At 73.2% G+C, this 24,821-nt stretch carries 21 protein-coding genes; 10 read left to right on the forward strand and 11 right to left on the reverse strand.

Annotated features, from left to right (window positions below):
• Window positions 1-33: 33 nt before the first annotated feature.
• On the reverse strand, window positions 34-807 hold the full coding sequence (locus tag OG309_RS17815; RefSeq protein WP_329422055.1) for a carbon-nitrogen family hydrolase: 774 nt from the start codon (window positions 805-807) through the stop codon (window positions 34-36).
• Window positions 808-966: 159 nt separating this feature from the next.
• Between OG309_RS17815 and OG309_RS17820 the strand changes: the two genes are divergently transcribed.
• On the forward strand, window positions 967-1,794 hold the full coding sequence (locus tag OG309_RS17820; RefSeq protein WP_329422057.1) for a maleylpyruvate isomerase family mycothiol-dependent enzyme: 828 nt from the start codon (window positions 967-969) through the stop codon (window positions 1,792-1,794).
• A gap of 15 nt (window positions 1,795-1,809) precedes the next feature.
• Here the strand turns inward: OG309_RS17820 and OG309_RS17825 are convergent, their stop codons facing one another.
• The 5 genes from OG309_RS17825 to pdhA form a co-directional block, all read right to left on the reverse strand.
• On the reverse strand, window positions 1,810-3,126 hold the full coding sequence (locus tag OG309_RS17825; protein ID WP_329422059.1) for an MFS transporter: 1,317 nt from the start codon (window positions 3,124-3,126) through the stop codon (window positions 1,810-1,812).
• Window positions 3,123-3,794 carry a GntR family transcriptional regulator gene (locus tag OG309_RS17830; RefSeq protein ID WP_329422060.1) on the reverse strand — a complete coding sequence of 224 codons (672 nt, stop codon included), beginning with the start codon at window positions 3,792-3,794 and terminating at the stop codon, window positions 3,123-3,125. Before OG309_RS17830 ends, OG309_RS17825 begins: the two co-directional genes overlap by 4 nt.
• A gap of 90 nt (window positions 3,795-3,884) precedes the next feature.
• Window positions 3,885-5,270: a dihydrolipoamide acetyltransferase family protein gene (locus OG309_RS17835; RefSeq protein WP_329428401.1), complete on the reverse strand. Its 1,386-nt coding sequence runs from the start codon at window positions 5,268-5,270 to the stop codon at window positions 3,885-3,887.
• A gap of 31 nt (window positions 5,271-5,301) precedes the next feature.
• Complete coding sequence (locus OG309_RS17840; RefSeq protein ID WP_329422061.1) at window positions 5,302-6,282, reverse strand: alpha-ketoacid dehydrogenase subunit beta; 981 nt, start codon at window positions 6,280-6,282, stop codon at window positions 5,302-5,304.
• A 2-nt stretch (window positions 6,283-6,284) separates the two neighbouring features.
• On the reverse strand, window positions 6,285-7,466 hold the full coding sequence (gene pdhA / locus OG309_RS17845) for a pyruvate dehydrogenase (acetyl-transferring) E1 component subunit alpha (RefSeq protein WP_329422062.1): 1,182 nt from the start codon (window positions 7,464-7,466) through the stop codon (window positions 6,285-6,287).
• A gap of 343 nt (window positions 7,467-7,809) precedes the next feature.
• Here pdhA and OG309_RS17850 point away from each other — a divergent pair, with 343 nt between their 5' ends.
• The 3 genes from OG309_RS17850 (at window position 7,810) to OG309_RS17860 (ending at window position 10,121) form a co-directional block, all read left to right on the forward strand.
• A complete protein-coding gene (locus tag OG309_RS17850) occupies window positions 7,810-8,469 on the forward strand; it encodes a response regulator (protein WP_132915850.1) in 660 nt (219 codons plus the stop codon).
• A gap of 143 nt (window positions 8,470-8,612) precedes the next feature.
• Window positions 8,613-9,065, forward strand: a complete 453-nt coding sequence (locus tag OG309_RS17855; RefSeq protein WP_329422063.1) for a pyridoxamine 5'-phosphate oxidase family protein — start codon at window positions 8,613-8,615, stop codon at window positions 9,063-9,065.
• A gap of 15 nt (window positions 9,066-9,080) precedes the next feature.
• Window positions 9,081-10,121 (forward strand): phosphotransferase, encoded by a 1,041-nt coding sequence (locus OG309_RS17860; RefSeq protein ID WP_329422065.1) that lies wholly within the window; start codon window positions 9,081-9,083, stop codon window positions 10,119-10,121.
• Window positions 10,122-10,146: 25 nt separating this feature from the next.
• Here OG309_RS17860 and OG309_RS17865 read toward each other — a convergent pair whose 3' ends face one another.
• A complete protein-coding gene (locus OG309_RS17865; protein ID WP_329422067.1) occupies window positions 10,147-11,862 on the reverse strand; it encodes a protein kinase domain-containing protein in 1,716 nt (571 codons plus the stop codon).
• 289 nt (window positions 11,863-12,151) lie between these two features.
• Between OG309_RS17865 and OG309_RS17870 the strand changes: the two genes are divergently transcribed.
• The 6 genes from OG309_RS17870 (at window position 12,152) to OG309_RS17895 (ending at window position 19,927) form a co-directional block, all read left to right on the forward strand.
• The gene (locus tag OG309_RS17870; protein ID WP_329422069.1) at window positions 12,152-13,786 is read left to right on the forward strand and encodes a protein kinase domain-containing protein; all 1,635 of its coding nucleotides are present in this window, start codon (window positions 12,152-12,154) and stop codon (window positions 13,784-13,786) included.
• A gap of 187 nt (window positions 13,787-13,973) precedes the next feature.
• A complete protein-coding gene (locus tag OG309_RS17875; RefSeq protein WP_329422071.1) occupies window positions 13,974-14,744 on the forward strand; it encodes a hypothetical protein in 771 nt (256 codons plus the stop codon).
• Between the two features lie 96 nt (window positions 14,745-14,840).
• Entirely contained in the window at window positions 14,841-15,482 is a 642-nt protein-coding gene (locus tag OG309_RS17880) for a PadR family transcriptional regulator (protein WP_329422072.1), read from the forward strand.
• A 181-nt stretch (window positions 15,483-15,663) separates the two neighbouring features.
• Window positions 15,664-16,401 (forward strand): ABC transporter ATP-binding protein, encoded by a 738-nt coding sequence (locus OG309_RS17885; RefSeq protein ID WP_329422075.1) that lies wholly within the window; start codon window positions 15,664-15,666, stop codon window positions 16,399-16,401.
• Complete coding sequence (locus tag OG309_RS17890) at window positions 16,398-19,262, forward strand: FtsX-like permease family protein (protein WP_329422078.1); 2,865 nt, start codon at window positions 16,398-16,400, stop codon at window positions 19,260-19,262. The genes OG309_RS17885 and OG309_RS17890 overlap by 4 nt, the downstream gene beginning before the upstream one ends.
• A 113-nt stretch (window positions 19,263-19,375) precedes the next feature.
• The gene (locus OG309_RS17895) at window positions 19,376-19,927 is read left to right on the forward strand and encodes a bacterial proteasome activator family protein (protein ID WP_046909342.1); all 552 of its coding nucleotides are present in this window, start codon (window positions 19,376-19,378) and stop codon (window positions 19,925-19,927) included.
• Window positions 19,928-19,984: 57 nt separating this feature from the next.
• Here OG309_RS17895 and OG309_RS17900 read toward each other — a convergent pair whose 3' ends face one another.
• The 4 genes from OG309_RS17900 to OG309_RS17915 all read right to left on the reverse strand — a co-directional run bounded on the left by OG309_RS17900 (window position 19,985) and on the right by OG309_RS17915 (window position 24,625).
• Complete coding sequence (locus OG309_RS17900; protein WP_329422082.1) at window positions 19,985-20,971, reverse strand: NAD(P)H-quinone oxidoreductase; 987 nt, start codon at window positions 20,969-20,971, stop codon at window positions 19,985-19,987.
• Between the two features lie 269 nt (window positions 20,972-21,240).
• Complete coding sequence (locus tag OG309_RS17905) at window positions 21,241-22,302, reverse strand: potassium channel family protein (RefSeq protein WP_402544917.1); 1,062 nt, start codon at window positions 22,300-22,302, stop codon at window positions 21,241-21,243.
• Window positions 22,303-22,322: 20 nt separating this feature from the next.
• Complete coding sequence (locus OG309_RS17910) at window positions 22,323-23,687, reverse strand: molybdopterin molybdotransferase MoeA (protein WP_329422087.1); 1,365 nt, start codon at window positions 23,685-23,687, stop codon at window positions 22,323-22,325.
• Window positions 23,684-24,625 carry a DUF6457 domain-containing protein gene (locus tag OG309_RS17915; RefSeq protein ID WP_329422089.1) on the reverse strand — a complete coding sequence of 314 codons (942 nt, stop codon included), beginning with the start codon at window positions 24,623-24,625 and terminating at the stop codon, window positions 23,684-23,686. The genes OG309_RS17910 and OG309_RS17915 overlap by 4 nt, the downstream gene beginning before the upstream one ends.
• Window positions 24,626-24,821 lie beyond the last annotated feature (196 nt).

The raw sequence follows: 24,821 nt of genomic DNA on the forward strand, positions 1-24,821 counted from the left end.
CTGCCCCGGCCCCTGCGCCGCATGGCGTCCGCGCTACAGCAACCGGTCCTTCAGCGCGGGGAACTGCTCCCGCGTCAGCCGCACCTTCGCCGGGTCCAGGACGACCCGCAGGATCTCCTCGTCCGGTCCGGCCTCCGCGAGGATCTCGCCCCAGGGGTCGACGACCATCGAGTGGCCGGCCTGCTCGACGCCCGCGTGGGTGCCGGCGGTGCCGCAGGCGAGGAGGTACGCCTGGTTCTCGACGGCGCGGGCCTGGGCCAGCAGCCTCCAGTGGCCGAGGCGCCGGGCGGGCCAGCCGGCCGGCAGCACGAAGGCCTGGGCACCCGCGTCGACGAGGCCCCGGAACAGCTCGGGGAAGCGCAGGTCGTAGCAGGTGGCGACACCGACGGTGAGCTGCGGCAGGTCGACGGTGACGAGGTCCTCGCCGGCCGTCATCAGGACCGCCTCGCCCTTGTCGAAGCCGAAGCGGTGGATCTTGCGGTAGGAGGCGACGAGTTCGCCGTCGGGGGAGAAGACCAGCGAGGTGTTGTAGAGCGCCCCGCCCGCGGCCTCGACGATCGAGCCCGCGTGCAGCCAGACCTCGGCGTCCCGCGCGGCGGCCGCCATCGCCTCGTACGTGGGGCCCTTCAGCGGCTCGGCCTCGGCCGCGAAGGACTCGTAGGCGAAGGCCCCGACGGGCCACAGTTCGGGCAGGACCACCAGGTCCGCCGCTTCCCGTTCCTCCCGCACGAGGCGCGTGACGCGCGCCCTCCGGCTCTCGACCGGTTCGTCCGGGTCTACCGCGATCTGGATCAGCGAGGCGCGCACACTACCACCGTCCTGGCATTCGAGCCGTCAACACCGGCCTACGATCGTCACACGAAAGCACTGCCGGGGTGCCTGCGGGCAGCGTAACTTAGCCACCGAGCCTCCCACGCAGACATGTTTTCAGCCCGCCCAGCCGTTCCAGCGCCGCCGAGGGGTCCCGTGACCGTCCATCCCAGCCTCCAGAACTACGCCGACGCCTGGACCCACTCGATCGAAGCGATAGCCGAGCTGGTGGGGCCGCTCGTGGAGGGCACCTGGAACCGGGCCACCCCGTGCCCCGGCTGGTCCGTCCGCGACATCGTGTCCCATGTCATCGGCATGGAGACCGAGATGCTGGGCGACCCGCGCCCCATCCACAGCCTGCCCCGCGATCTCTACCACGTGCGCAGCGACTTCGCCCGCTACATGGAGATGCAGGTCGACGTGCGGCGCCACCACACCGCGCCGGAGATGACCTCGGAGCTGGAGTACGTCCTGATCCGCCGGGCCCGCCGGCTGCGCAACGAGAACCGGCAGCCCGACACCCTGATCCGCGCCCCCCTGGGTGCCGAGCAGACCCTCGAACTGGCCTACCGGATGCGCGCCTTCGACTGCTGGGTGCACGAGCAGGACCTGCGCACCACCCTCGGCGTCCCCGGCAACCTGGACTCCCCCGGCGCGTACATCACGCGGGACGTGCTCCTGGAGGCGCTGCCGTTCGTCGTCGCGAAGGAGGCCGGCGCGCCCACGAGCTCGGCCGTCGTCCTCGACGTGACCGGACCGGTCGAGTTCCTGCGGACGGTACGGGTGGACGCCGACGGCAACGGCTCGGTGGACGGCGCGCCGTCCCTCGGCCCGGCGGTCACGCTGACGACGGACTGGGAGACGTACGTGCGCCTGGCCTGCGGCCGGGTCCGGCCGGCCGAGGTGGCCGACCGGGTCAAGACCGAGGGCGACGAGGACCTGGCGCGGGCGATCCTGGACCACTTCGCGGTCACGCCCAACTAGGCCCCGGCCCCGCGGTCACGCCGGTACGTGCACGACCTCGACCCGGCTGGCGACCAGCCGCTCCCGTTCCCGGCGGGCGGTGCGGGACTTGAGGCGGAGGATCTGCACGACGCCGAGGGCTTCGAGGACGAAGACCGAGGAGAAGGCGATCCGGTAGTCGTCGCCGGTGGCGTCGAGCAGGACGCCGACCGCGAACAGCGTGGTCATCGAGGCGACGAAGCCGCCCATGTTGACGATCCCGGAAGCCGTGCCCTGCCGCTCCGGCGGGTTGGCGGGCCGGGCGAAGTCGAAGCCGATCATCGAGGCGGGCCCGCAGGCACCCAGCACGGTGCACAGGGTGACGAGCAGCCACATCGGCGCGTGCTCGCCGGGATAGACGAGGGTCGTCGCCCACAGGGTGGCGGTCGCGGCGACGGTGCCCAGGGCGAGCGGGGCGCGGGCCGCGTGGTGGCGGGCGATGATCTGCCCGTAGACGAGCCCCACGACCATGTTGGAGGCCACCACCAGGGTGAGCAGCGACCCGGCGGTCTCACGGCTGAGCCCCTGCGCCTCGACGAGGAACGGCAGCCCCCACAGCAGCAGGAAGACCATCGCGGGGAACTGGGTGGTGAAGTGCACCCACATCCCGAGCCGGGTGCCGGGCTCGCGCCAGGACTCGCCGATCTGCCGCCGGACGAAGGCGGCGCCCGCGTGCGGCAGGGGCTCGGGCTCGTACCCCTCGGGGTGGTCCTTGAGGAAGAGCAGCAGCAGGACGAGGACGACCACGCCGGCGACGGCGCTGCCCGCGAAAGCGGCGGTCCAGCCGAGGCCGTGCAGGAGCCGGGCGATGACGAGCGTGGAGACCAGGTTGCCGGCCATGCCGACGAGTCCGGCGAGCTGGGCGACGAGGGGGCCGCGACGGGCCGGGAACCAGCGGGTGCCGAGCCGCAGCACGCTGATGAAGGTCATCGCGTCGCCGCAGCCGAGCAGGGCCCGGGAGGCGAGCGCCATGCCGTACGTGGGGGAGAGGGCGAAGCCCAGCTGGCCGAGGGTGAACAGCAGGACGCCGATGGTCAGCACCTTCTTGGTGCCGAGCCGGTCGACCATGAGGCCGACGGGTATCTGCATGCCCGCGTAGACGAGCAGCTGCAGTATGGAGAAGGTCGACAGGGCCGACGCGTTGACGCCGAAGCGGTCGGCGGCGTCGAGTCCGGCGACGCCCAGGGACGTGCGGAAGATGACGGCGACGAAGTACACGGAGACGCCGACGCCCCAGACGAGGGCGGCCCGCCGTCCGCCGGGCGGGTCCCCGGGCAGGGTGACGGCCGACCCGTACCCGTGGCCGCGGCTCACCGGGCGTCACCCCGGACCAGCACCTTGACCCAGCTCAGGTGCTGCCGGACGCAGCCGGCGGCGCCCTCGACGTCACCGGCCTTGATCCGGTCCAGGATCTCGGCGTGCTCGACGATGTTCTTGGCGACCCGGTCGGGCTGGGACTGCATCACGGCGACGCCCATCCGCAGTTGCCGGTCCCTGAGCTGGTCGTAGAGGCGGGCGAGGATCTGGTTCCCGGCGTGCTGGACGATCTCGGCGTGGAAGGCCCGGTCGGTGGCGGCGACCTCGGCCAGGTCCCCCGCCTCGGCCCGCCGCTTCTGCTCCTCCAGGAGCTCTTCGAGCCGCTCGACGAGCCCGGGCGCCGGGGGCACGGCCCGCCGCACCGCGAACTCCTCGACGAGCAGCCGGGTCTCGACGACGTCGGCGATCTCCTGTGCGGAGACCGCGAGCACGAGGGCCCCCTTCTTGGGGTAGAGCTTGAGGAGCCCCTCCATCTCCAGCTTCAGCAGCGCCTCGCGCACCGGGGTCCGCGACACTCCCACCGCCTGGGCGAGCTCCCCCTCGGTGAGGAGGGTGCCCCCTTCGTACCGACGGTCGAGCACGGCCTGCTTGACGTGCATGTAGACGCGGTCGGCGGCGGGCGGCTGCCGGGTGGGCTGCGGCGCGGGTGCGGGGGCTGAGGGCATGCGCACAGCTTAGATACAACAGGGGTGCAACAGACAGGCCCGTCCGCGATGCGGACGGGCCTGTTTCACGTGAAACGGTCACATGGGGTGTTACGCCCAGGTGATGAGCCGCTTCGGCTGCTCCAGGATCGCGGCCACGTCGGCCAGGAACTTGGAGCCGAGTTCGCCGTCGACCAGGCGGTGGTCGAAGGAGAGGGCCAGGGTGGTGACGTGACGCGGCTTCACCTTGCCCTTGTGGACCCAGGGCTGGAGCTTGATCGCCCCGACCGCGAGGATCGCGGACTCGCCCGGGTTCAGGATGGGCGTACCGGTGTCGACACCGAAGACGCCGACGTTGGTGATGGTGAAGGTGCCGCCCTGCATGGCCGCCGGGGTCGTCTTGCCCTCACGGGCGGTGGCGACCAGCTCGCTCAGGGACCTCGACAGCTCCGGGAGGGTCTGCGCGTGCGCGTCCTTGATGTTCGGCACGATCAGGCCCCGCGGGGTGGCCGCGGCGATGCCCAGGTTCACGTAGTGCTTGAGCACGATCTCCTGGGCGGCCTCGTCCCACGCCGCGTTGATGTCCGGGTTGCGCTTGGCCGCGACCAGGACCGCCTTGGCGATGAGGAGGAGCGGGTTGACCCGCAGGCCCGCCATGTCCTTGTCGGACTTGAGCTCCTCGACCAGCTTCATCGTGCGCGTGATGTCGAAGGTCACGAACTCGGTGACGTGCGGCGCGGTGAAGGCCGAGCCGACCATCGCCGCCGCCGTGGCCTTCCGTACCCCCTTGATGGGGACACGGGTCTCCCGGGCGTCCGAGGAGACGGCGGACGCCGACGCGGGCGCCGGGGCCGCGACGGGCGCCGCGACCGGGGCCGGTGCGGCCACGGGCGCCGGGGCCTCGACGGCCGGAGCGGCCGCCGCGTGCACGTCCTCGCGGGTGATGACGCCGTCCGGGCCGGTCGGGGTGACCGTCGCCAGGTCGACGCCCAGGTCCTTGGCCAGCTTGCGGACCGGCGGCTTGGCCAGCGGGCGGCCGGTCGCGGGACCGTGGCCGTTCAGCTGCTCGGGGACCACCGGGGCGGGGACCACCGCGGCGGGAGCCGGGGCGGCCACCGTCGTCTTGCGGGCCCGGCGCTTGGTGGAGGTCGCGGCCACGCCGTAGCCCACCAGGACCGGCTGGCGGCCCTGCGGCTCGGGCTCCTCCTCGGGAGCCGGGGCGGCGACGGGGGCGGGCTCGGCGGCGGGGGCCGCGGGGGCCTCCGGGGCCGCTCCGCCGCCCACGTTCACCGAGATGATGACCTCGCCGACGTCGACCGTGGTGCCCTCGGGGAAGCGCAGCTCGTGCACCACGCCGTCGAACGGGATCGGCAGCTCGACGGCGGCCTTGGCCGTCTCGACCTCGCAGACGACCTGCCCGTCGGAGACCGTGTCACCGGGCTGGACGTACCACTTGAGGATCTCGGCCTCGGTGAGGCCCTCGCCCACGTCGGGCATCTTGAATTCGCGGATCGTCACGGTGCTCTCCTCAGAACGCCAGCGAGCGGTCGACGGCGTCGAGCACGCGGTCCAGTCCCGGCAGGTACTCCTCCTCCAGGCGCGCCGGCGGATACGGCGCGTGGTAGCCGCCGACCCGCAGGACGGGGGCCTCCAGGTGGTAGAAGCAACGCTCGGTGATCCGGGCGGCGATCTCCGCGCCGGAGCCGAAGAAGACCGGGGCCTCGTGCACCACGACCAGGCGGCGGGTCTTCTCCACCGAGGCCTGGATCGTGTCGAAGTCGAGCGGGGAGATCGAGCGCAGGTCCACGACCTCGATCGACTTGCCCTCCTCGGCGGCGGCCGCGGCCGCCTCCAGGCAGGTCTTCACCATCGGGCCGTACGCGAGGAGCGTCAGGTCCGTGCCCTCGCGGGCGACCCGGGCCTTGTGCAGCTCACCGGGGATCGCCTCGACGTCGACCTCGCCCTTGTCCCAGTAACGGCGCTTGGGCTCGAAGAAGACGACCGGGTCGTCGCTCTGGATGGCCTGCTGGAGCATCCAGTAGGCGTCCGAGGGGTTGGCCGGGGTGACGACCTTGAGGCCCGCGACGTGCGCGAAGAGCGACTCGGGGGACTCGGAGTGGTGCTCGACGGCACCGATGCCGCCGCCGTACGGGATGCGGATGACGATCGGCATCTTCACCGTGCCGAGCGAACGGGCCCGCATCTTCGCCAGCTGGGAGACGATCTGGTCGTACGCCGGGAAGACGAAGCCGTCGAACTGGATCTCCACGACCGGCCGGTAGCCGCGCAGGGCCAGACCGATCGCGGTGCCGACGATGCCGGACTCGGCGAGCGGGGTGTCGATGACCCGGTCCTCGCCGAAGTCCTTCTGCAGGCCGTCGGTGATCCGGAAGACGCCGCCGAGCTTGCCGACGTCCAGACCCATGACGAGGACCTTGGGGTCGGTCTCCAGCGCCTTGCGCAGCGACTCGTTGAGCGCCTTGGCCAGGGGAAGTTTCTGAACAGCCATGATTACTCGGCCTCTCCGCCCTCGAAGGACGCCTGGTACGCGGCGAACTGAGCGCGCTCCTCGTCGACGAGCGCGTGCCCGTCCGCGTACACGTTGTCGAAGATCGCCATGTGCTCCGGGACGGGCATGGCGCGGACGACCTCGCGGACGTGCTTGCCCAGCGTCTCGCTCTCCGCCTCCAGCTCCTCGAAGAAGGCGGCGTCGGCGTGGCCCTCGTTCTCCAGGTACGTCTTGAGGCGCAGGATCGGGTCCTTCGCCTCCCACTCCTCGCGCTCCGCGTCGCGGCGGTAGCGGGTCGGGTCGTCGGAGGTGGTGTGGGCGGCCATGCGGTAGGTGTACGCCTCGATCAGCGTCGGGCCCTCGCCGCGGCGGGCGCGCTCCAGTGCCGACCGGGTCACGGCCAGGCACGCGAGGACGTCGTTGCCGTCGACGCGGACGCCGGGGAAGCCGAAGCCGCGGGCGCGCTGGTACAGCGGGACGCGGGTCTGCTTCTCGATGGGCTCGGAGATGGCCCACTGGTTGTTCTGGCAGAAGAAGACGACCGGGGCGTTGTAGACCGCGGCGAAGACGAACGCCTCGTTGACGTCGCCCTGGCTGGAGGCGCCGTCGCCGAAGTACGCGATCACGGCGGAGTCCGCGCCGTCCTTGGCGACGCCCATGGCGTAGCCGGTGGCGTGCAGGGTCTGCGAGCCGAGCACGATCGTGTACAGGTGGAAGTTGTTGCTGTTGGGGTCCCAGCCACCGTGGTTCACACCGCGGAACATGCCGAGGAGGTTGGTGGGGTCGACCCCGCGGCACCACGCGACCGCGTGCTCACGGTAGGTGGGGAAGACGTAGTCGTCGTCCCGCAGGGCGCGGCCGGAGCCGATCTGGGCGGCCTCCTGACCGAGCAGGGAGGCCCACAGGCCCAGCTCGCCCTGGCGCTGCAGGGCGGTGGCCTCGGCGTCGAAGCGGCGGCTGAGGACCATGTCGCGGTAGAGGCCGCGCAGCTCCTCGGAGTTGAGGTCGATGTCGTACTCGGGGTGCTGGACGCGCTGCCCCTCGGGCGTCAGCAGCTGAACGAGTTCGGGCTCGGCGCTCTGCGAGGCCGTCGCCTTCTTCGCGCTCGCGCTGGCGCTTGCGGTGCGCTTGGTGCCGCTGCTGCGTCGCGTCGTCTTGCGCGCGGCAGTGCTCTCCACGGTCACGTGCGTGCTCCTCCGTCGGTCCGGCCCCCGGGTTCGCCGGTGAGGCCAGTGCGGCTCCGCCTTCACCGTGCCCTTCGCACGGGGTGGGTGCGACTCGGCCGGGGTCGGGCGTGACAGGTGCCCCGGCGAGCGCCCTGTCATAGGCACGTTACCCACAGCGCCGCATTCCTGCGAAACCCCATTTGACCTGCGATTTTGCTTGGATTTCCAAGTAAATCGAGAAAAGGGGGACTCGCCGCTGGTCAGCGGGTGTTGGGGGCAGCCCGAAGGGGCCGCCGGAACACCCGGCACGTTATCCCGGTCACCCCGGGCACGGGAAGAGCGAATATGTGAGACTGACTGCGTGCGCGAAGAAGGAAAAATCCGGGTATTTCTGCTGGACGACCACGAGGTCGTGCGGCGCGGCGTCCACGAGCTGCTCTCCGTGGAGGACGACATCGAGGTGGTCGGCGAGGCCGGTACCGCCGCAGACGCCCTGGTCAGGATCCCTGCGACCCGTCCCGACGTGGCCGTGCTCGACGTCCGGCTCCCGGACGGCAGCGGTGTCGAGGTGTGCCGCGAGGTCCGGTCCCAGGACGATTCGATCAAGTGCCTGATGCTCACCTCGTACGCGGACGACGAAGCGTTGTTCGACGCGATCATGGCCGGGGCCTCGGGGTACGTCCTGAAGGCCATCCGCGGCAACGAGCTGCTGAACGCGGTGCGCGACGTGGCGGCCGGCAAGTCGCTGCTCGACCCGGTGGCGACCGCGCGGGTGCTGGAGCGCCTGCGGGACGGCAACAACCCCAAGGGCGACGACCGGCTCGCCAACCTCACCGACCAGGAGCGCAAGATCCTCGACCTGATCGGCGAGGGTCTGACCAACCGGGTCATCGGCGAGCGGCTCCACCTTGCGGAGAAGACCATCAAGAACTACGTCTCCAGCCTGCTGTCGAAGCTGGGCATGGAGCGGCGTTCCCAGGCCGCGGCGTATGTGGCGAGGATGCAGGCCGAGCGCCACTGAGACCGGCGGGTTCCCGGCCGCCGGCAGCTTCACCCGAACGGGTGCGGCCGGACCGGGCGGCCCGCATTCGGGACCTACGTCCCCGCGGAACGGGGGCGGGGGCCCCTTTCCCGACGGGGTGCCGGTGCCGGAGAGTGGTTGCCATGTCCCCCGATGAGATCCGCGCCCTCGACCTGCTGAGCCGTGTGTCGTACGGCCGGGTGGCGACGAGCATGCGGGCGATGCCCTTCGTCGCCCCCGCCCGGCACATCGTGTTCGACGGCGACGTCCTGATCCGGCTCCACCGCGGCCTGGGCTACCACCGGGCCTGCAACGGCAGCGTCGTGGCCTACGGGGCGGACAACTTCGGCTCCTCCGCGCAGCACGTGTGGTCCGTGCAGTTCACCGGCACCGCCAGGATCGTCGACCCCACCGAGGCCCAGCTGGCGGCCTTCGGCCCGGAGCCCCGCGCCGTGGACGGCGAGCCCTTCGACCCGGTCTTCATGCGGATCGAGCCCCAGTTCGTCACCGTGCACAGCCTCGACTACACGTCCGAGCAGCCCGCCCCCGCTCCCGCCCTTCCTTCCATCGAGCGACACCTCCACCACGTAGCGTGATCTAACATCTGCGGAGTGCCGCGCTCATCTGTACCCCTGGTTCCGCCCCGGACACCCTCCCCCGCCCCGCCCCTCGGCGCCCTGCTGCGCCGCTACGGGGACACGGGCGAGCCGCTGTCCTGCGAACCCGTCGCCCAAGGCTTACTCAACCGCGGCTACCGCCTCTCCACCACGCGGGGCCGCTACTTCCTCAAACAGCACCTGGACGCCCGCACCGCCGACCGGGACACCATCACCCGCCAGCACCGGGCCACCCTCCGCCTGCACGCCCTCGGACTGCCCGTCGCCCCGCCGCTGCACGACGCGCGGGGCCGCACCGTCGCCGTCATCGGCGGCCGCTGCTACGCCCTGCACCCCTGGGTCGAGGGGCGGCACCGCGAGGGCGCCGAGCTGTCCACGGTGGGGTCCGACCGCCTCGGCACCCTCCTCGGGCACGTCCACACCTCCCTGGAGCGGGTCATGGACTGCCCGCCGCCGGACGCCGACCACGAGAGCGCCTGCCCCGAGGAGACCCTCCGGCTCATCGAGGAACTGTTACGCCTGGTGCGTGCACGACGGCGCCGCGACGGCTTCGACGAGCTCGCCGAACACCGGCTCCGCGAACGCCGGGCGCTCCTGGACCGGCACGCCCACCGGCGCCCGCCCGCCGCCGCCGCGGGCGGCTGGGTGCACGGTGACTTCCACCCGTTCAACCTGCTCTACCAGGGCTCCGAACCGGTCGCGATCATCGACTGGGACCGCCTCGGGGTCCGCCCGCGCGCCGAGGAGGCGGTCCGCGCCGCCGCGATCTTCTTCGTCCGGCCGGGCGGCGAGCTCGCCCTGGACAAGGTGCGGGCCTACGCGCGCGCCTACCGTCGGGCCGCCGGCGTGGACCGCGCCGACCTGGCCGCCGCCGTCGACCGGGTGTGGTGGGAGCGGCTCAACGACTTCTGGACCCTGCGCTGGCGCTACCAGCTGCACGACCGCAGGGCCGACCCGCTGTTCCCCGCGGTGTCGGCCCTGGCCGTGTGGTGGACCCGCGAGTACGAGGCGGTGCGCGACGCCTTCGCGGGCTGAGCGGGGGACGCGGGGCGCGCCCCGGTCAGCCCGTGCCGGCGGCGGTGCCCGTCGTCGTGCCCGTACCGGTCGAGGTGCCGGTGCCCGTGGACGTACCGGTCGAGGTGCCCGTGCCCGTCGACGTGCCCGTCGAGGTGCCGGTGCCCGAGGACGTACCGGTCGAGGTGCCCGTGGACGTGCCGGTCGAGGTGCCCTCGCTCGTGCCCTCGGTGGTGCCTTCCGTGCCGCCCTCGGACGTGCCCGTGCCGCCGTCGGCCGTGTCCGTCGGATCCGTCGACGGGGTGTCCGTCGGCGTCGGGTCCTTCGTCGGCTCGTACGTGGGCCTGCGCGTCGGCTGGTAGGTCTGCTGACCGCCGCCGCCGTTCGACGAGTCCGGCGGGTCGGTCTCCTCCGACGGGTCGTCGGAGGGCTCCGGCGACTGCGACTGGGTGGACGGCGAGTCGCTGACGGCCGGCGGCTTCGTGTTGCTGCCGTCGTTCTTGTCGCCGGCCTTGTCGATCGCGTAGGCGACGCCCGCGACGATCGCGACCAGCGCGAGCGCCACGAACAGCAGCAGCTTGCCGCGGCCGCTCTTGCCGCCGCCGTGTCCGCCGTAGCCGCCGTCCTGGCCGTAGCCGCCGTGGCCGCCGTGCCCGCCGTCGTAGCCCCCGTCGTCCGGGTTCATCGGCGGCAGGATCGGGCCCTGCGCGGTCGTGTGGTGCATCGGATGGCCCATCGGGGGGCCGAGGACGGCCGTCGCGCCGACGCCGCCCATTCCGCCGCCCGGGGTGTGCATCGGGTCGTGCGTGTCGTACGTGCCGACCGGACCGGTGTTCCACACGCCGGTGTGGCCGCCCTGCTCCTGGAGCATCTGCAGCCCGTACTGGATCAGGCCGCGCATCTCCTCGGCGCTCTGGAACCGGTCGTCCGGGTCCTTCGCGAGCGAGCGCATCGCCAGGCCGTCGAGCTCCGGCGGCGCCGCGGGCGCCACCTCGGACGGCGGGACCGGGGTGTCCTGGACGTGCTGGTAGACCACGGACAGCGGCGTCTCACCCGTGAACGGGGGCCGCAGCGCGAGCAGTTCGTAGAGCAGGCAGCCCGTCGCGTACAGGTCGGAGCGGTGGTCGACGGCCTTGCCGAGCGCCTGCTCGGGCGACAGGTACTGCGGGGTGCCCATGACCATGCCGGTCTGGGTCATCGTCGACTGCGCGCCGTGCAGGGCGCGGGCGATGCCGAAGTCCATGACCTTGACCGCGCCGCCGTGCGTGATGATCACGTTCGCCGGCTTGATGTCGCGGTGCACGATGCCGTGCTGGTGCGAGTAGGCGAGCGCCTCCAGGACACCGGAGACGATGATCAGGGCCTGCTCGGGGCCCGGCGCCTCGGCGCTGATCAGCAGCTCGCGGATGGTGCGGCCCTCGACCAGCTCCATCACGATGTACGGCACGGAACGGCCGCCGACCAGGTCCTCGCCCGAGTCGTAGACCGCCACGATCGCATGGTGGTTCAGGCCCGCGACGGACTGCGCCTCGCGGGTGAAGCGGGCCTTGGAGACCGGGTCCTCCGCGAGGTCGGGGCGCAGCAGCTTCACCGCGACGGTGCGCCCCAGGCGCACGTCCTCGGCGGCGAACACCTCGGCCATGCCGCCGCGTCCGAGCCGGTGGGTCAGTCGGTAGCGACCGTCGCCGACCACTCCGCCGACGCCCCAGGACTCGGCAGAGGCGTCCGGCAGACCGCCGCCTGCTCCGGATTCGGGTGCCATCAGTCCTCGCCGTCGTCTTCTCGTGCCGTGTCCAGTCGTCACGCTACAGGCTCCGTACGACATCACGGTCCGCGATGGACCGGCCATCCAACTCCCCACGCGTACACCTGTGCAAATTCCGTGCCGTTCCTGTCACGCGGCCGTCACGGTTCCGGGAGCGCGGCTGTGCGGAGGGTCACGGAACGGGTACCGAACGGACACCTGGCTTGACGTGTCACTGCCCTCGGGCAGACTTGGCCGGACAATTTCCGGATCAGCGCCGCCGCGCGCGCGTAGGGGGAAGCACGAGATGAGCCAGGACGGCGCACAGGGCCGCTATGCGGGCGGTTCGGTCGCGGGCGGCCGGTACCAGCTTCGCGACCTTCTCGGCGAGGGCGGCATGGCGTCGGTGTACCTGGCGTACGACAGCGCCCTGGACCGCCAGGTCGCCATCAAGACGCTGCACACCGAACTCGGCCGCGAACAGTCCTTCCGCGAACGGTTCCGCCGCGAGGCGCAGGCCGTGGCGAAGCTGTCGCACACGAACATCGTCTCGGTCTTCGACACCGGCGAGGACACCCTCGACGGCGCCGTCATGCCGTACATCGTCATGGAGTACGTGGAGGGGCAGCCGCTCGGCTCGGTCCTCGCCTCCGACGTGCGCCAGTACGGCGCGATGCCGGCCGACAAGGCGCTGAAGGTCACCGGCGACGTGCTCGCCGCGCTGGAGACCAGCCACGAAATGGGCCTGGTCCACCGGGACATCAAGCCGGGCAACGTGATGATGACCAAGCGCGGCGTGGTCAAGGTCATGGACTTCGGCATCGCGCGCGCCATGCAGTCGGGGGTCACCTCGATGACCCAGACCGGCATGGTCGTCGGCACCCCGCAGTACCTCTCCCCCGAGCAGGCCCTGGGCCGCGGCGTCGACGCCCGCTCCGACCTCTACTCGGTCGGCATCATGCTCTTCCAGCTCCTGACGGGCCGGCTGCCCTTCGACGCCGACTCGCCGCTCGCCATCGCCTACGCCCACGTCCAGGAGGAGCCGGTCGCCCCGTCCTCCGTGAACCGCGCGGTGACCCCCGCGATGGACGCGCTGGTGGCCCGCGCCCTGAAGAAGAACCCGAACGAGCGCTTCCCCAGCGCCGCCGCGATGCGCGACGAGTGCCTGCGGGTGCTGTCGGCCGGGCAGACCGGCGCGCCGATGATCGTCGCGGGCGGCCCGGTGCAGAGCGGTTCGGGCGTCGGCTCCGCCGTCTTCCCGCCGGTGGGCCAGACCCCGCCGCCCTCGACGCACGGCATGCAGACCCCGTACCAGCCGACGCCGCAGCCGGGCCCCTACGGGGTGCCGACGCCGGCGCCGTCGTACGGCTATCCGCAGCAGGTCCCGACGCCCCCGCCGGCGCCCGTCTACCAGACGCCCGCGCCGATGTCCGCGCCCATGCCGGGGCCGTACACCGTGCCCCAGCAGCAGGCCCACGCCCCCGTCGTGGGCGGCGGCGCCTCGCCGAACCGGTCGAAGATCGCCATCGGCGCCCTCGCGCTGCTCGTGGTCGCCGGTGTGGTCACGGGCATCTCGCTCTACGACCGCGAGCCCGCGGACGAGCCCGTCGCGAACGGCCCGAGCCAGAGCAGCAGCGCCGCCCCCGGCTACAAGGGCCCGGACCTCACCAAGACCATCGCCACCAAGAAGTGCACGGAGCCGTCCGAGTCGAGCAACGACCCGGACAAGTTCGAGGTCCCGGACTTCACGTACAAGAACATCCAGTCGGTGAAGGCCTGCATCCAGGCCGCAGGCTGGAAGATCAAGGCCGAGTCCTCGGTCGACGAGGCGACCTTCGGCCAGGGCACGGTCATCACCCAGTACCCGCGCCAGGGCACCGACATCGCGAAGGACGACGCCGAGTTCACCCTCCAGGTTTCCACCGGCAATCCGCCGCAGTGATTTTCCGGGCCGGGGCCCGTCCCCGTCCGGATGATCCGGGATGCCGGGTGTGTCCCCTCATGTGACGCTGAGTCGAAGAACTCGGCGGCTCGGCACGGGAGGGGGTCACCCGGTGACTCCAGCACTCCGCACGGCACGGTCACGGGCCCTCGGACCCGTCCTCGCCTGCTGTTTCACGGCATGCGCGGTGTCCCTCACCGGGCCGCAGGCCGCGTACGCGTACGGCGCCGAGGTCACGCCCGTCGGCCCGGGCCACCCCGCCACGACCGGGAACCGCACCGGTACGGCCGACAGCGAGAACGACACCGACGACGACGAAGAAAGTGGCGGCGGCGGGGGCAGTACGGGCCGGGGCCCCGCGCCCGCGCGCACGCCGTCCGCGCCGCCCGCGCACACGCGCCCCACGAGCACGGCGCCGCCGCGCGGGACCGGGGCGCCCCCGCCGACCACCGCCACCGCCACCGCCGTCCCGCGCCCGACCGCGACCGGTTCGGGTGCCGGTGCCGGTTCCGGTGCGCCCTCCTCGACCGCCTCCCCCGCGCCCGCGCCGAGCGGTGCCGCCGCCGGGCCCGACGGGCGGCCCGCCCCGGACGGCTCCGCCTCGCTCGCGGGGCGTCCCGCGGGCGAGGGCCGGGAGCGCCCCGGACGGCCCCCCGAGCCGAGCTCGACCGTCGCCACGACCCCGTCAGAGCCGTCGGGAAGCCCCTCCCGTACCAAAACCGCAACAGAGGACGAGCCCGCCCTGGAGGCGGACGAGGCCGTCGAGGCGGTACCTGAGACGGAGATGCCGCCACCGTCCTCCTCGGCCGCGGCACTGCCGGCCGCGGCGCCCCGGATCGGCGCGGAAGCCGTCGCCACCCTCTCCGACCGGCGGATTCCGGTGCTCACGCTCGGCGTGGGGCTCGCTCTGATGGGGCTCGGCATCGGCTTCCTCGGGGTCCGGATGCGACGCCGCTGAGCCCTGCCGGAAGCCCCGGGTCCTCCTTGAGTCGGACCCCGGGGGTCCGACTCAGGGCGCTTGTGGGCTCGGGCATACCCGGTATACATACTGAGTATGTCGATCCGCCACGGGCTTCTCGCCCTCCTCGAACGCGGCCCCCGCTACGGCTCGCAGCTCCGCACGGAGTTCGAGTCCCGCACCGGCTCCACCTGGCCGCTCAACGTCGGACAGGTCTACACGACCCTGGCCCGGCTCGAACGGGACGGCATGGTCGGCCAGGACGGCGAGGACGAGGCCGGACACGCGCTCTACGCGATCACCGACAAGGGTCGTGAGGAGCTGCGCGCCTGGTTCGAGAACCCCGTCGACCGCACCAGCCCCGCCCGCGACGAGCTCGCCATCAAGCTGGCCATGGCGGTCGGGGCGCCCGGCGTCGACATCCGCGACGTCATCCAGTCCCAGCGCCGGCACACCGTGAAGGCGATGCAGGACTACACCCGGCTCAAGGCGCAGGCGATCACCGCCGTCGAGAGCGGGGGCGCCCGCGAGCGCGACGACGTCGCCTGGCTGCTCGTCCTGGAGCAGCTGATCTTCCAGACCGAGGCGGAGGCCCGCTGGCTGGACCACTGCGAGTCCCGGCTGATCCGGCTCTCGGCGCTCTCCGCCGCCTCACCCGCACCACCCGTTCCGCCCGGGGCGCCGTCCCACACCGCTCCGACCGCTTCAGCCCTGCCGGGAGCCACGGGGGTTTCGTAACCCGGCAGGCACCGCTTCCGACCGCTCCGCAAGCAACCCGACCAGACCCAGACCGTACGCACCGGCACCGGCACCGGCCCCGGCATCAGCACCGTCCGCGGCACCGGCACACCGCCGTCCGCCACACGGCCGTCGGCACCCGCCCGCCACCCGCCCGCGTACGCCCGAGGGGGATCCCGCCATGTCCATACAGCAGCAGCCCGTGCTGCGTCTGCAGCAGCTGACCCGCGTCCACGGCGCGGGCGCCACCGAGGTCCACGCCCTGCGCGGCATCGACCTCGACGTCTACCCCGGCGAACTCGTCGCCGTCATGGGCCCGTCCGGCTCCGGCAAGTCGACCCTGCTCACCATCGCCGGCGGACTCGACACCCCCACCTCGGGCCGGGTGATCGTCGAGGACACCGACATCACCTCCGCGAGCGTCAAGCAGCTCGCCGCCCTGCGCCGCCGCAGCATCGGCTACGTCTTCCAGGACTACAACCTCATCCCGGCCCTCACCGCCGCCGAGAACGTGGCCCTGCCCCGCGAGCTGGACGGCGTCTCCGCCCGCAAGGCCCGCACCGAGGCCCTCGCCGCCCTCGCCGAGATGGAGCTCGGCCACCTCGCCGACCGCTTCCCCGACGAGATGTCCGGCGGCCAGCAGCAGCGTGTGGCCATCGCCCGCGCCCTCGTGGGCGACCGCCGCCTCGTCCTCGCCGACGAGCCCACCGGCGCCCTCGACTCCGAGACCGGCGAGTCCGTCCTCGCCCTGCTGCGCACCCGCTGCGACGCCGGTGCCGCCGGTGTCCTGGTCACCCACGAGCCGCGCTTCGCCGCCTGGGCCGACCGGGTCGTGTTCCTGCGCGACGGCGCCGTCGTCGACCAGACCGTACGCAGCGAGGCCGACTCGCTCCTGACCGGCCGGGCGGCGCAGCAGTGAACACATGGCTCCACTCCTGGCGGGCCGCGATCCGCATCGCCCGGCGCGACGCCTGGCGCTCCAAGGGCCGCAGCTTCCTCGTCCTCGCGATGATCGCGCTGCCCATCCTCGGCGTGAGCGCCTTCGACGTCACCCTGCGCAGCTCCGAGCTGACCGCCGAGCAGACGACGGAACGCGCCATCGGCGCCGCCGACGCCCGCTTCCGGGACGCCCAGGTCAGCGGGGTGCCGGTCTACCAGGACCCCGCGGGCGAGCAGCACACCCCGGTCAAGGACTACGACAACGAGCCCTGGCCGGACGGCCCGACCGACGTCCGCAAGGTCATCCCGGCCGGCACCACCGTCCTGACCGACACCAACGGCACCGCCAAGCTGACCACCGCGCACGGTCTGCTCCAGACCGAGGTCCGTGAGCTCAAGGCCGCCGACCCCGTCGCCCGCGGCATCATGCGCCTCCAGGAAGGCAGCTTCCCGGAGAAGGACGACGAGATCGCCGCGACCACGCACTTCCTGGAGACCAGCGGCCTGACCGTCGGCTCCACCCTCACCGCGCGCGGCTTCGACCGCACGTACCGGATCACCGGCGCCTACGAGCTCCCCAACGACCTCAAGACGGACCAGGTCAACGCGCTGCCCGGGGCCTTCCTCGCGCCGTACGGGCAGGCCGTCGAGAAGGCCGGGATGCAGGCGCCGGCGCTCTCCACCACGTACCTGGTGCGCAAGCCCGGTGGTTTCACGTGGAACATGGTCCAGCAGATCAACGCCAAGGGCGTCGTGGTCGTCTCGCGTGCCGTGGCCCTCGACCCGCCCTCGGACGCCGAGGTGCCGCTCTTCCAGAAGGACGGCTGGCGCACCTACGACACCAGCCTGGCATCCGACGCCGCCGCGCTCGCCGCCGCGGGCACCGTGGTCGGTCTCGCGATGCTGGAGATCTGCCTGCTCGCCGGCCCCGCCTTCGCGGTCGGCGCCCGGCGCTCGCGCCGGCAGCTCGGACTCGTCGGCGCCAACGGCGGTGCTCGCAGCCACATCCGGGCCATCGTGCTCAGCGGCGGACTCGTCATCGGCGTCGCCGCGGCCGTCGTCGGCACCGTCCTCGCCCTGATCCTCACCTTCGCGCTCCGCCCGCTCCTCGAGGACGCGATGGGCCAGCGCTTCGGCGGCTTCACCATCCGGCCGCTCGAACTCCTCGGCATCGCCGGACTCGCCGTCCTCACCGGACTGCTCGCCGCGATCGTGCCCGCCGTCACCGCCTCCCGGCAGACCGTCCTCGCCTCCCTGACGGGCCGTCGCGGCATCCGCCGCAGCAGCCGGGTGCTGCCCCTGGTCGGCCTCGGCGCCGTCCTCCTCGGCGCGGCCATCGCCCTGTACGGATCGGTGGTCTCCGACCAGTTCGTCATCGTCGCCGGCGGCTCGGCCATCGCCGAGCTGGGCGTGGTCGCCATGACCCCCGCCCTGGTCGGCCTGTTCGGCCGCACCGGCCGCTGGCTGCCGCTCTCGCCGCGCCTCGCCCTGCGGGACGCCGTGCGCAACCGGGGCCGTACGGCACCCGCCGTCGCCGCCGTCCTCGCCGCCGTCGCGGGCACCGTCGCCGTCTCCACCTACGCCGCCAGCCGGGACGCCCAGGGCCTCGCCGAGTACGAGGCACGCCTGCCGTACGGGGTCGTCGCCGCGCTCGTCACCGAGGAGGGCGGCCGGGACGCCCCGGCGGTCCGCGAGGCCGTCCAGCGCATCTTCCCCGTCGATGTCCGCGCCGACGTCTCCCGGATCGCCGTCGGCAAGCCGGGCTGCGAGCCCTGGGGCGGCGGCAAGGGCTGCGGCCGCTTCGAGGTCATCGTCCCGCGGGCCAACGAGTGCCCCCTGTGGGCCTTCTCCCCCGACGGATCCGACCCCGCCGAGAAGTTCACCAAGGAGCAGCGCCGCGAGCTCAGCACCAAGGACTGGCGCTGCCAGGCCAGCCCCGGCAACGGCGTCTACTTCGAGGGCGGCATGCTCGTCGCCGACGCCCCGATCCTCAAGATCCTCGGCATCGACGACCCCGGCGCCGCCAAGGCCCTCGCCGACGGCAAGGTCGTCAACTTCCTGAAGACGCAGGTCGACAGGAAGACCGGCACGGTCGGCATCAAGCTGATCACCGACACCGAGGCCGCCGACCTCGCCTCCCAGAAGAACCAGCCGGTCCCCGGCGAGGTCAAGAACCTCCCCGCCTACCAGGTGCCCGGCTCCCCGCTCTCGTACGGCGTGCAGAGCATCCTCAGCCCGGCCGCCGCCAAGGCCGCAGGACTGACCACCGTCCCCATGGGCGCGTACTTCAGCACCGACCGCCTGCCCGACAGCGAGCAGCGGCAGAAGCTGGACAGCGAGATCGCCAAGCTGGGCAGCACCGTCGACCTCACCCTGGAGGAGGGCTACGTCAGCAAGACCAGCCTCGTCCTCCTCGCGCTGACCGTCTTCGCCGGCCTGGTCACCATCGGCGCGGCCGGCATCGCCACCGGGCTCGCCCAGGCCGACGCCGAGGCCGACCTCAAGACGCTCGCCGCGGTCGGCGCCCCGCCCCGGGTCCGCCGTACGCTCAGCGGCTTCCAGTGCGGAGTCGTCGCCGCGATGGGCGTGGTCCTCGGCTCCGCCGCCGGAGTCCTGCCCGCCATCGGGCTGCGGCTCACCGAGGAGCGCGAGCAGCTGCGCTTCTACCAGGAGAACCTGGAGAACGGCTGGTCCAGCTCGGACACCCCGCCGTACGTGCCGATCGTCGTCCCCTGGGAGACGCTCGCCGCGCTCCTGGTGGCCGTACCGCTGGGCGCCGCGCTGCTGGCCGCCCTGGTGACCCGCTCCCGGGGAGCCCTGGCCCGCCGCGCCGCGCACTAGGACCCCGCCGCCGCACACGCGTTCGTTGCCATGCCGTGCCCCTGTACGAGGGTGGATCACCCCCGTACAGGGGCACACCGTGTGGTGAGGCATGTGTGCGAGAGAATGGCGGCATGGAGATGCCGAGGAATGACAGGTCGCAGGAGCACCCCCAGGTCCTCATCGTGGGCCAGGACGGGACGGCGCTCGGCGGCACTCAGGGTGACGACGAATCCCGCGAGGTCCCGGTGACGGAAATGGTCGAGCAGCCTGCGAAGGTCATGCGGATCGGCAGCATGATCAAGCAGCTTCTGGAGGAAGTCAGGGCGGCCCCTCTCGACGAGGCCAGCCGCGTCCGGCTCAAGGAGATCCACGCCAGCTCCGTGAAGGAGCTGGAGGACGGTCTCGCGCCCGAGCTGGTGGAGGAACTGGAGCGGCTCTCCCTGCCGTTCACCGACGAGGCCATCCCCTCCGACTCGGAGCTCAGGATCGCGCAGGCCCAGCTGGTGGGCTGGCTCGAAGGCCTCTTCCACGGCATCCAGACGGCGCTGTTCGCCCAGCAGATGGCGGCCCGCGCCCAGTTGGAGCAGATGCGCCGGGCGCTCCCGCCGGGCGCCTCGCACGACGATGACGACGACCACGGCCCGGGCCACGGGCGCGCGGTCGGGTCGGGGCCGTACCTGTAGGCCGGACACGGACGAGAAGGAGGCCCGGCGCTGACGACAGCGCCGGGCCTCCGGTCGTCACTTCCGCGGCGCGAGCAGCAGCACCTTGCCGACGTGACGCCCCGATTCGATGGCCCGATGCGCGTCGGAGGCCTCCGGCAGCGGCACCGTGCGGTCCACGACCGGGGTGACCGTGCCCGCGCCGATCAGCGGCCAGACGTGCTCGCGGACCGCCGCCACCACGGCCGCCTTCTCGCTCAGCGGCCGCGAGCGCAGCGTCGTCGCCAGGACGGCCCCGCGCTTGGCCATGAGCGCGCCGAGGTTCAACTCGCCCTTGACGCCGCCCTGGAGACCGATGACGACCACCCGCCCGTTGACGGCGAGCGCCTTGATGTTCCGCTCCAGGTACTTCGCGCCGACGATGTCCAGGATGACGTCCGCCCCGGCGCCGTCCGTCGCCTTGTGCAGCTCCTCGACGAAGTCCTGCTCGCGGTAGTCGATGAGGATGTCCGCGCCCAGCTCGGCGCAGCGGGCCAGCTTCTCGGGGCCGCCGGCCGTGACCGCGACCCGCGCGCCGACCGCCTTGGCCAGCTGGATCGCCATCGTGCCGATGCCGCTCGCCCCGCCGTGCACCAGCAGGGTCTCGCCCGGCCTCAGGTGGGCCAGCATGAAGACGTTCGACCAGACCGTGCACGCCACCTCGGGCAGCGCGGCGGCCGTCGCCAGGTCCACGCCCTCGGGCTTCGGGAGCAACTGCCCCGCCGGGACGGCGACCTTCTCCGCGTAACCGCCGCCGACGAGCAGCGCGCACACCTCGTCGCCGACGGACCAGCCGGAGACCCCGGGGCCGAGCGCGACGATCCGGCCGGAGCACTCCAGGCCGGGGTAGGGGGAGCTGCCCGGCGGCGGGTCGTAGTAGCCCTGCCGCTGGAGCAGATCGGCGCGGTTGACGGCGCTCGCCACCACCTCGACGAGGACCTCGCCCTCGGCGGGGACGGGGTCGGGCACCTCGGCCCAGACCAGCGCCTCGGGACCACCGGGTTCCGGAATCGTGATCGCATGCATGGCGGCGAGGCTACTCCGCGGACCCCCGGAGCCGGCGTGTGCCGGGCGGGTGCCGGGGGCGGGCGGGGGGTGCCGGGGGCGGGCGGGGGGTGCCGGGGGCGGGCGGGGAGGACGCCGGGCGGACGCCGGTCACCGCACCGTCCCCGCCCCGCCTCGCCCCGCCTCGCCCCGCCTCGCCCCGGCCCGCCTCGCCCCGGTCCCGCCTCGCCTCGGCCCGCCTCGCCCCGGTCCCGCCTCGCCTCGGCCCCGGTTCCGGCCTCGGTCCCGGTCTAGTCGTCGCTCGGCGTGGTGAGCGGGGTGACCGGCGCGGCCCGCATGATGGTGATCACACGGTCCGTCAACTGCAGCGGGCTGGCGGCGGGATCGTCGTAACCGAGCAGCCGGTGGCCGCGCAGCACGCTCACCACCAGGTCGTCCGTCTCCCGGACGCTCCGCCCCGCCTCGGCCTTGGTCACCGGCCGTTCCACGAGGTCGAGTCCGGAGCCCTGCTGGATCAGGTCCTCCATCACGGTGCCCGCGCTCGGGCTGAGCACCGACAGGCCGAGCAGCCGCCCGGCTGCGGAGGCGCTGGTGATCACCGCGTCGGCGCCGGACTGGCGCAGCAGCGGCGCGTTCTCCTCCTCGCGGACCGCGGCGACGATCTTCGCCCCGCGGTTGAGCTGGCGGGCCGTCAGGGTGACCAGGACGGCCGTGTCGTCGCGCTGGGTGGCGATGACGATCTGACGGGCCTTCTGCACCTCGGCGCGGAGCAGCACGTCGCTGCGGGTCGCGTCGCCGACGACCCCGACGAAACCGTCGGCGTTGGCCGCCTCGATCACCTTGGTGGAGGGATCGACGATGACGATCTGGTCCTTGCGCAGACCGGTCGCGCAGAGCGTCTGGATCGCCGAACGCCCCTTCGTGCCGAACCCGACGATGACGGTGTGGTCGCGCAAGGCGGTCCTCCAGCGGCGCAGCCGGAACTCCTCCCGGGTCCGCTCCGTGAGGACCTCGAGGGTGGTTCCGACCAGGATGATCAGAAACAGCACGCGCAGCGGCGTGACCAGCAGGATGTTCGCCAGCCGCGCCGAGTCGCTGTACGGGACGATGTCGCCGTAGCCCGTGGTGGAAAGGGTGACCGTCGCGTAGTAGACGGAGTCGAGGAAGTCGACCGAGTCGTCGGCGTTGTCGTGATAGCCGGCCCGGTCGATGTAGACGATGAAGACGGTCAGGAGCAGCACGCCCAGCGCCATGAGCAGGCGTTTGCCGACCTGGCGCAGGGGATTCTCCACCACGCGGCTCGGCAGCCTGATCCGGGAGCCCGTCACCTTCTCCCCGGCTTCCCGGGCCATCACGTCCCGGTTGGGAAGTTTCACGTGAAACACACTCCTTGGGCTCCGCCGCCCGGACCTTCGGCCCACACGACCTGCCAGGGTAGGTCCAGGACCTCCAGCGGCTGCCCGGGGCCGGCACCCCCCGGGGGGATCACGCCCATGCCGTGGGCGACGGCGATACCGCGGAGCATCGCCGGTCCGTTGTAGTGCAGCGGCTCGACCCCTTCGCCGCGGCGGACCACGGGGATGAGCCGGGTGTCGTACGGATGCCCCGGGACCTCCGCGCGCACGGGCAGCCGGTACGGGCCGGGGGCGGGCGACCCGGCGAGGGCGCGCAGCAACGGCTCGGCGAGCGTGAGCAGCCCGGAGACGGCGGCGAGCGGGTTGCCGGGGAGGCCGACGAGGTGGCGGGGGTGAGGAGTGGCGGGGGCGGCCTCGGTGCCGCTCGGGGCGGTGTCCAGGCGGGCCAGGAGCATGGGGTGGCCGGGCCGCACCTTCACCCCGTCGACGAGCAGCGTGGCACCCGCCTTGTCGAGCACGGCGTGGACGTGGTCGACCGGGCCGGCCGCCGTGCCGCCGGTGGTGATGACCACGTCGGCGGCGGAACCGGTGACCGCCGCGTACAGCGCCTCGGCGTCGTCGCCGATCCGGCGGGTGCCGAGCACCTCCGCACCGAGCGCCGTCAGCCACGGTCCGAGCATCGGGCCGAGCGCGTCACGGATCAGGCCCTCGTGGGGGAGCCCGCCGGTGAGCAGTTCGTCGCCGAGGACCAGCACCTCCACGCGGGGGCGCGGGCGCACGGTCAGCTCGTCGTAGCCGGCCGCGGCGGCGAGGCCGAGGACCGCGGGGGTGATCGGACTCCCGGCGGGCAGCAGCAGGTCCCCGGTGCCGCACTCCTGGCCGCGGGGACGGATGTCCTGGCCGTGGACGACCTCGCGGAGGGCGTGGAGCTGCCCGGCGGTGTCGCTGCGGGAGTGCTCGCGGCGGACGACGGCGGTCGCCCCGGTCGGCACCCGGGCGCCGGTCGCGATCCGCACGGCGTCGCCGTCGGCGAGCTCGGCGGCGGGGGCGTGCCCGGCGAGCACGGCGCCCTCGGGGTCGATCCGCCAGGGGCCGGGCCCGGCGACCGCCCAGCCGTCCATGGCGGAGGTGTCGAAGGAGGGCAGGTCGGTGAGCGCGCGCAGCGGCTCCGCGAGCACGTGCCCGAGCCCCTGGCCGAGCGGCACCCGGACCGGTTCCCGCACGCCCGCGGCGCGGGCCGCGACGGCGCGGGCCTCGGGCCAGGGGGTGGCGCGATGGGCCTCCGGCGCGGCGTCGGAGCGCGGGGAGTCCGTACGGGGCCGGCCGACGAGCGCGAGGGCCTCGTCGACGCCGTCGTCGGGCAGCCGCTCCTTCATCGTCATCCGGCTTCGTCCTGCTCGGCGGCCCAGCGCTGGGCCAGCGCGGCCGCCTTGCGGGCGGCCTCCGCCACGGCCTCGGGCCCTGCCTCGGCACCGGCCTTGGCCGCCGCGTACCCGACCAGGAACGTGGTCAGCGGCGCGGCGGGCCGGGCGACGCCGTGGGCGGCGTCCCGGGCGAGGTCGAGCAGGAGGCCTGTGTCGACGTCCAGGTCGATGCCCAGTTCGTCCTTGACTGCGGTGATCCATTCGTCCAGCACGTTCCCATGCTCCCTGATCCGCGCCCGGGCGGTGGCGATGTCCCCCCAGGTGTCGCAGTCGAAGGAGGCGCCGTCCTGCGCCGCGACCCGCACGAGGGGCAGCTTCCCGGTGACGAGCCGCAGCGGAAGCCCCGCGAGCCCGCCGCGCTCGGCGACGGCCCCCGCGATCTCCCGCCGCAGCGCCCGGACCCGATAAGCCGCCACCAACGGCTGCTCCCGCCCCTCCCCGTCGACCAGCACGGCCGCTTCGGCCCCGGGCTCGGAGACGAGCGCGTCCACGAGCCGCCGCGCGGTGTCGGCGCCGAAGAAGGGGAGGTCGGCGGAGAGGAGGAGGACGACGGGATCGGAGGGCGCCGCGTGGGCGGAGGGGGCGGCGTAGGCGGAGGGCGCTGCGTAGGCGGAGGGCGCTGCGTAGGCGGAGGGCGCGGCGTGGGCGAGGCGGCGCAGGCCGGCGTCGAGGGCGGCGAGGGGGCCGCCGCCCGGCGGGTCCTCCCTGGCCCATTCCACGGGGCGCGCGGTGGCCCGGCGGTCGGCGACGACCACGGTCGTCCCGGCGCCGCGGCAGCCCGTCAGGACCCGGTCGAGCAGGCTCCGGCCGCCGACCCGGACCCCTGGCTTGTCGGCCCCGCCGAGGCGCCGGGCGGCACCGCCGGCGAGCACGATGGCGTCGTACGCGGTCGTCATGCCAGCAGTATCGTCCGCGTCCGCCGGGGCCCCGCCACCCGGGGGCGGGTCCGTGACGGGAGCGGCACGCCCCGGAAGGGAAGCCCGCACGGAAGGTGCGGCCGGTCCGCGCCCGCGGCTCAGGGGAGGCGGTTCGGACCGGTCCGCGAGGACGTGTCCGGGACCCGGCGTGGGGTTGGGTCCCGGACGGGGCCGC

It is taken from the genome of Streptomyces sp. NBC_01268, from assembly GCF_036240795.1.
Classification (GTDB): Bacteria; Actinomycetota; Actinomycetes; order Streptomycetales; family Streptomycetaceae; genus Streptomyces.

Excerpts from the sequence above, each read along its gene's own strand:
- OG309_RS17830 (WP_329422060.1), bottom strand. The coding sequence starts at position 3,794 with ATGCCCTCAGCCCCCGCACCCGCGCCGCAGCCCACCCGGCAGCCGCCC.
- OG309_RS17835 (WP_329428401.1), bottom strand. The coding sequence starts at position 5,270 with ATGCCCGACGTGGGCGAGGGCCTCACCGAGGCCGAGATCCTCAAGTGG.
- OG309_RS17840 (WP_329422061.1), bottom strand. The coding sequence starts at position 6,282 with ATGGCTGTTCAGAAACTTCCCCTGGCCAAGGCGCTCAACGAGTCGCTG.
- OG309_RS17855 (WP_329422063.1), top strand. The coding sequence starts at position 8,613 with ATGTCCCCCGATGAGATCCGCGCCCTCGACCTGCTGAGCCGTGTGTCG.
- OG309_RS17865 (WP_329422067.1), bottom strand. The coding sequence starts at position 11,862 with ATGGCACCCGAATCCGGAGCAGGCGGCGGTCTGCCGGACGCCTCTGCC.
- OG309_RS17870 (WP_329422069.1), top strand. The coding sequence starts at position 12,152 with ATGAGCCAGGACGGCGCACAGGGCCGCTATGCGGGCGGTTCGGTCGCG.
- OG309_RS17880 (WP_329422072.1), top strand. The coding sequence starts at position 14,841 with ATGTCGATCCGCCACGGGCTTCTCGCCCTCCTCGAACGCGGCCCCCGC.
- OG309_RS17885 (WP_329422075.1), top strand. The coding sequence starts at position 15,664 with ATGTCCATACAGCAGCAGCCCGTGCTGCGTCTGCAGCAGCTGACCCGC.
- OG309_RS17895 (WP_046909342.1), top strand. The coding sequence starts at position 19,376 with ATGGAGATGCCGAGGAATGACAGGTCGCAGGAGCACCCCCAGGTCCTC.
- OG309_RS17900 (WP_329422082.1), bottom strand. The coding sequence starts at position 20,971 with ATGCATGCGATCACGATTCCGGAACCCGGTGGTCCCGAGGCGCTGGTC.
- OG309_RS17905 (WP_402544917.1), bottom strand. The coding sequence starts at position 22,302 with ATGGCCCGGGAAGCCGGGGAGAAGGTGACGGGCTCCCGGATCAGGCTG.
- OG309_RS17910 (WP_329422087.1), bottom strand. The coding sequence starts at position 23,687 with ATGACGATGAAGGAGCGGCTGCCCGACGACGGCGTCGACGAGGCCCTC.
- OG309_RS17915 (WP_329422089.1), bottom strand. The coding sequence starts at position 24,625 with ATGACGACCGCGTACGACGCCATCGTGCTCGCCGGCGGTGCCGCCCGG.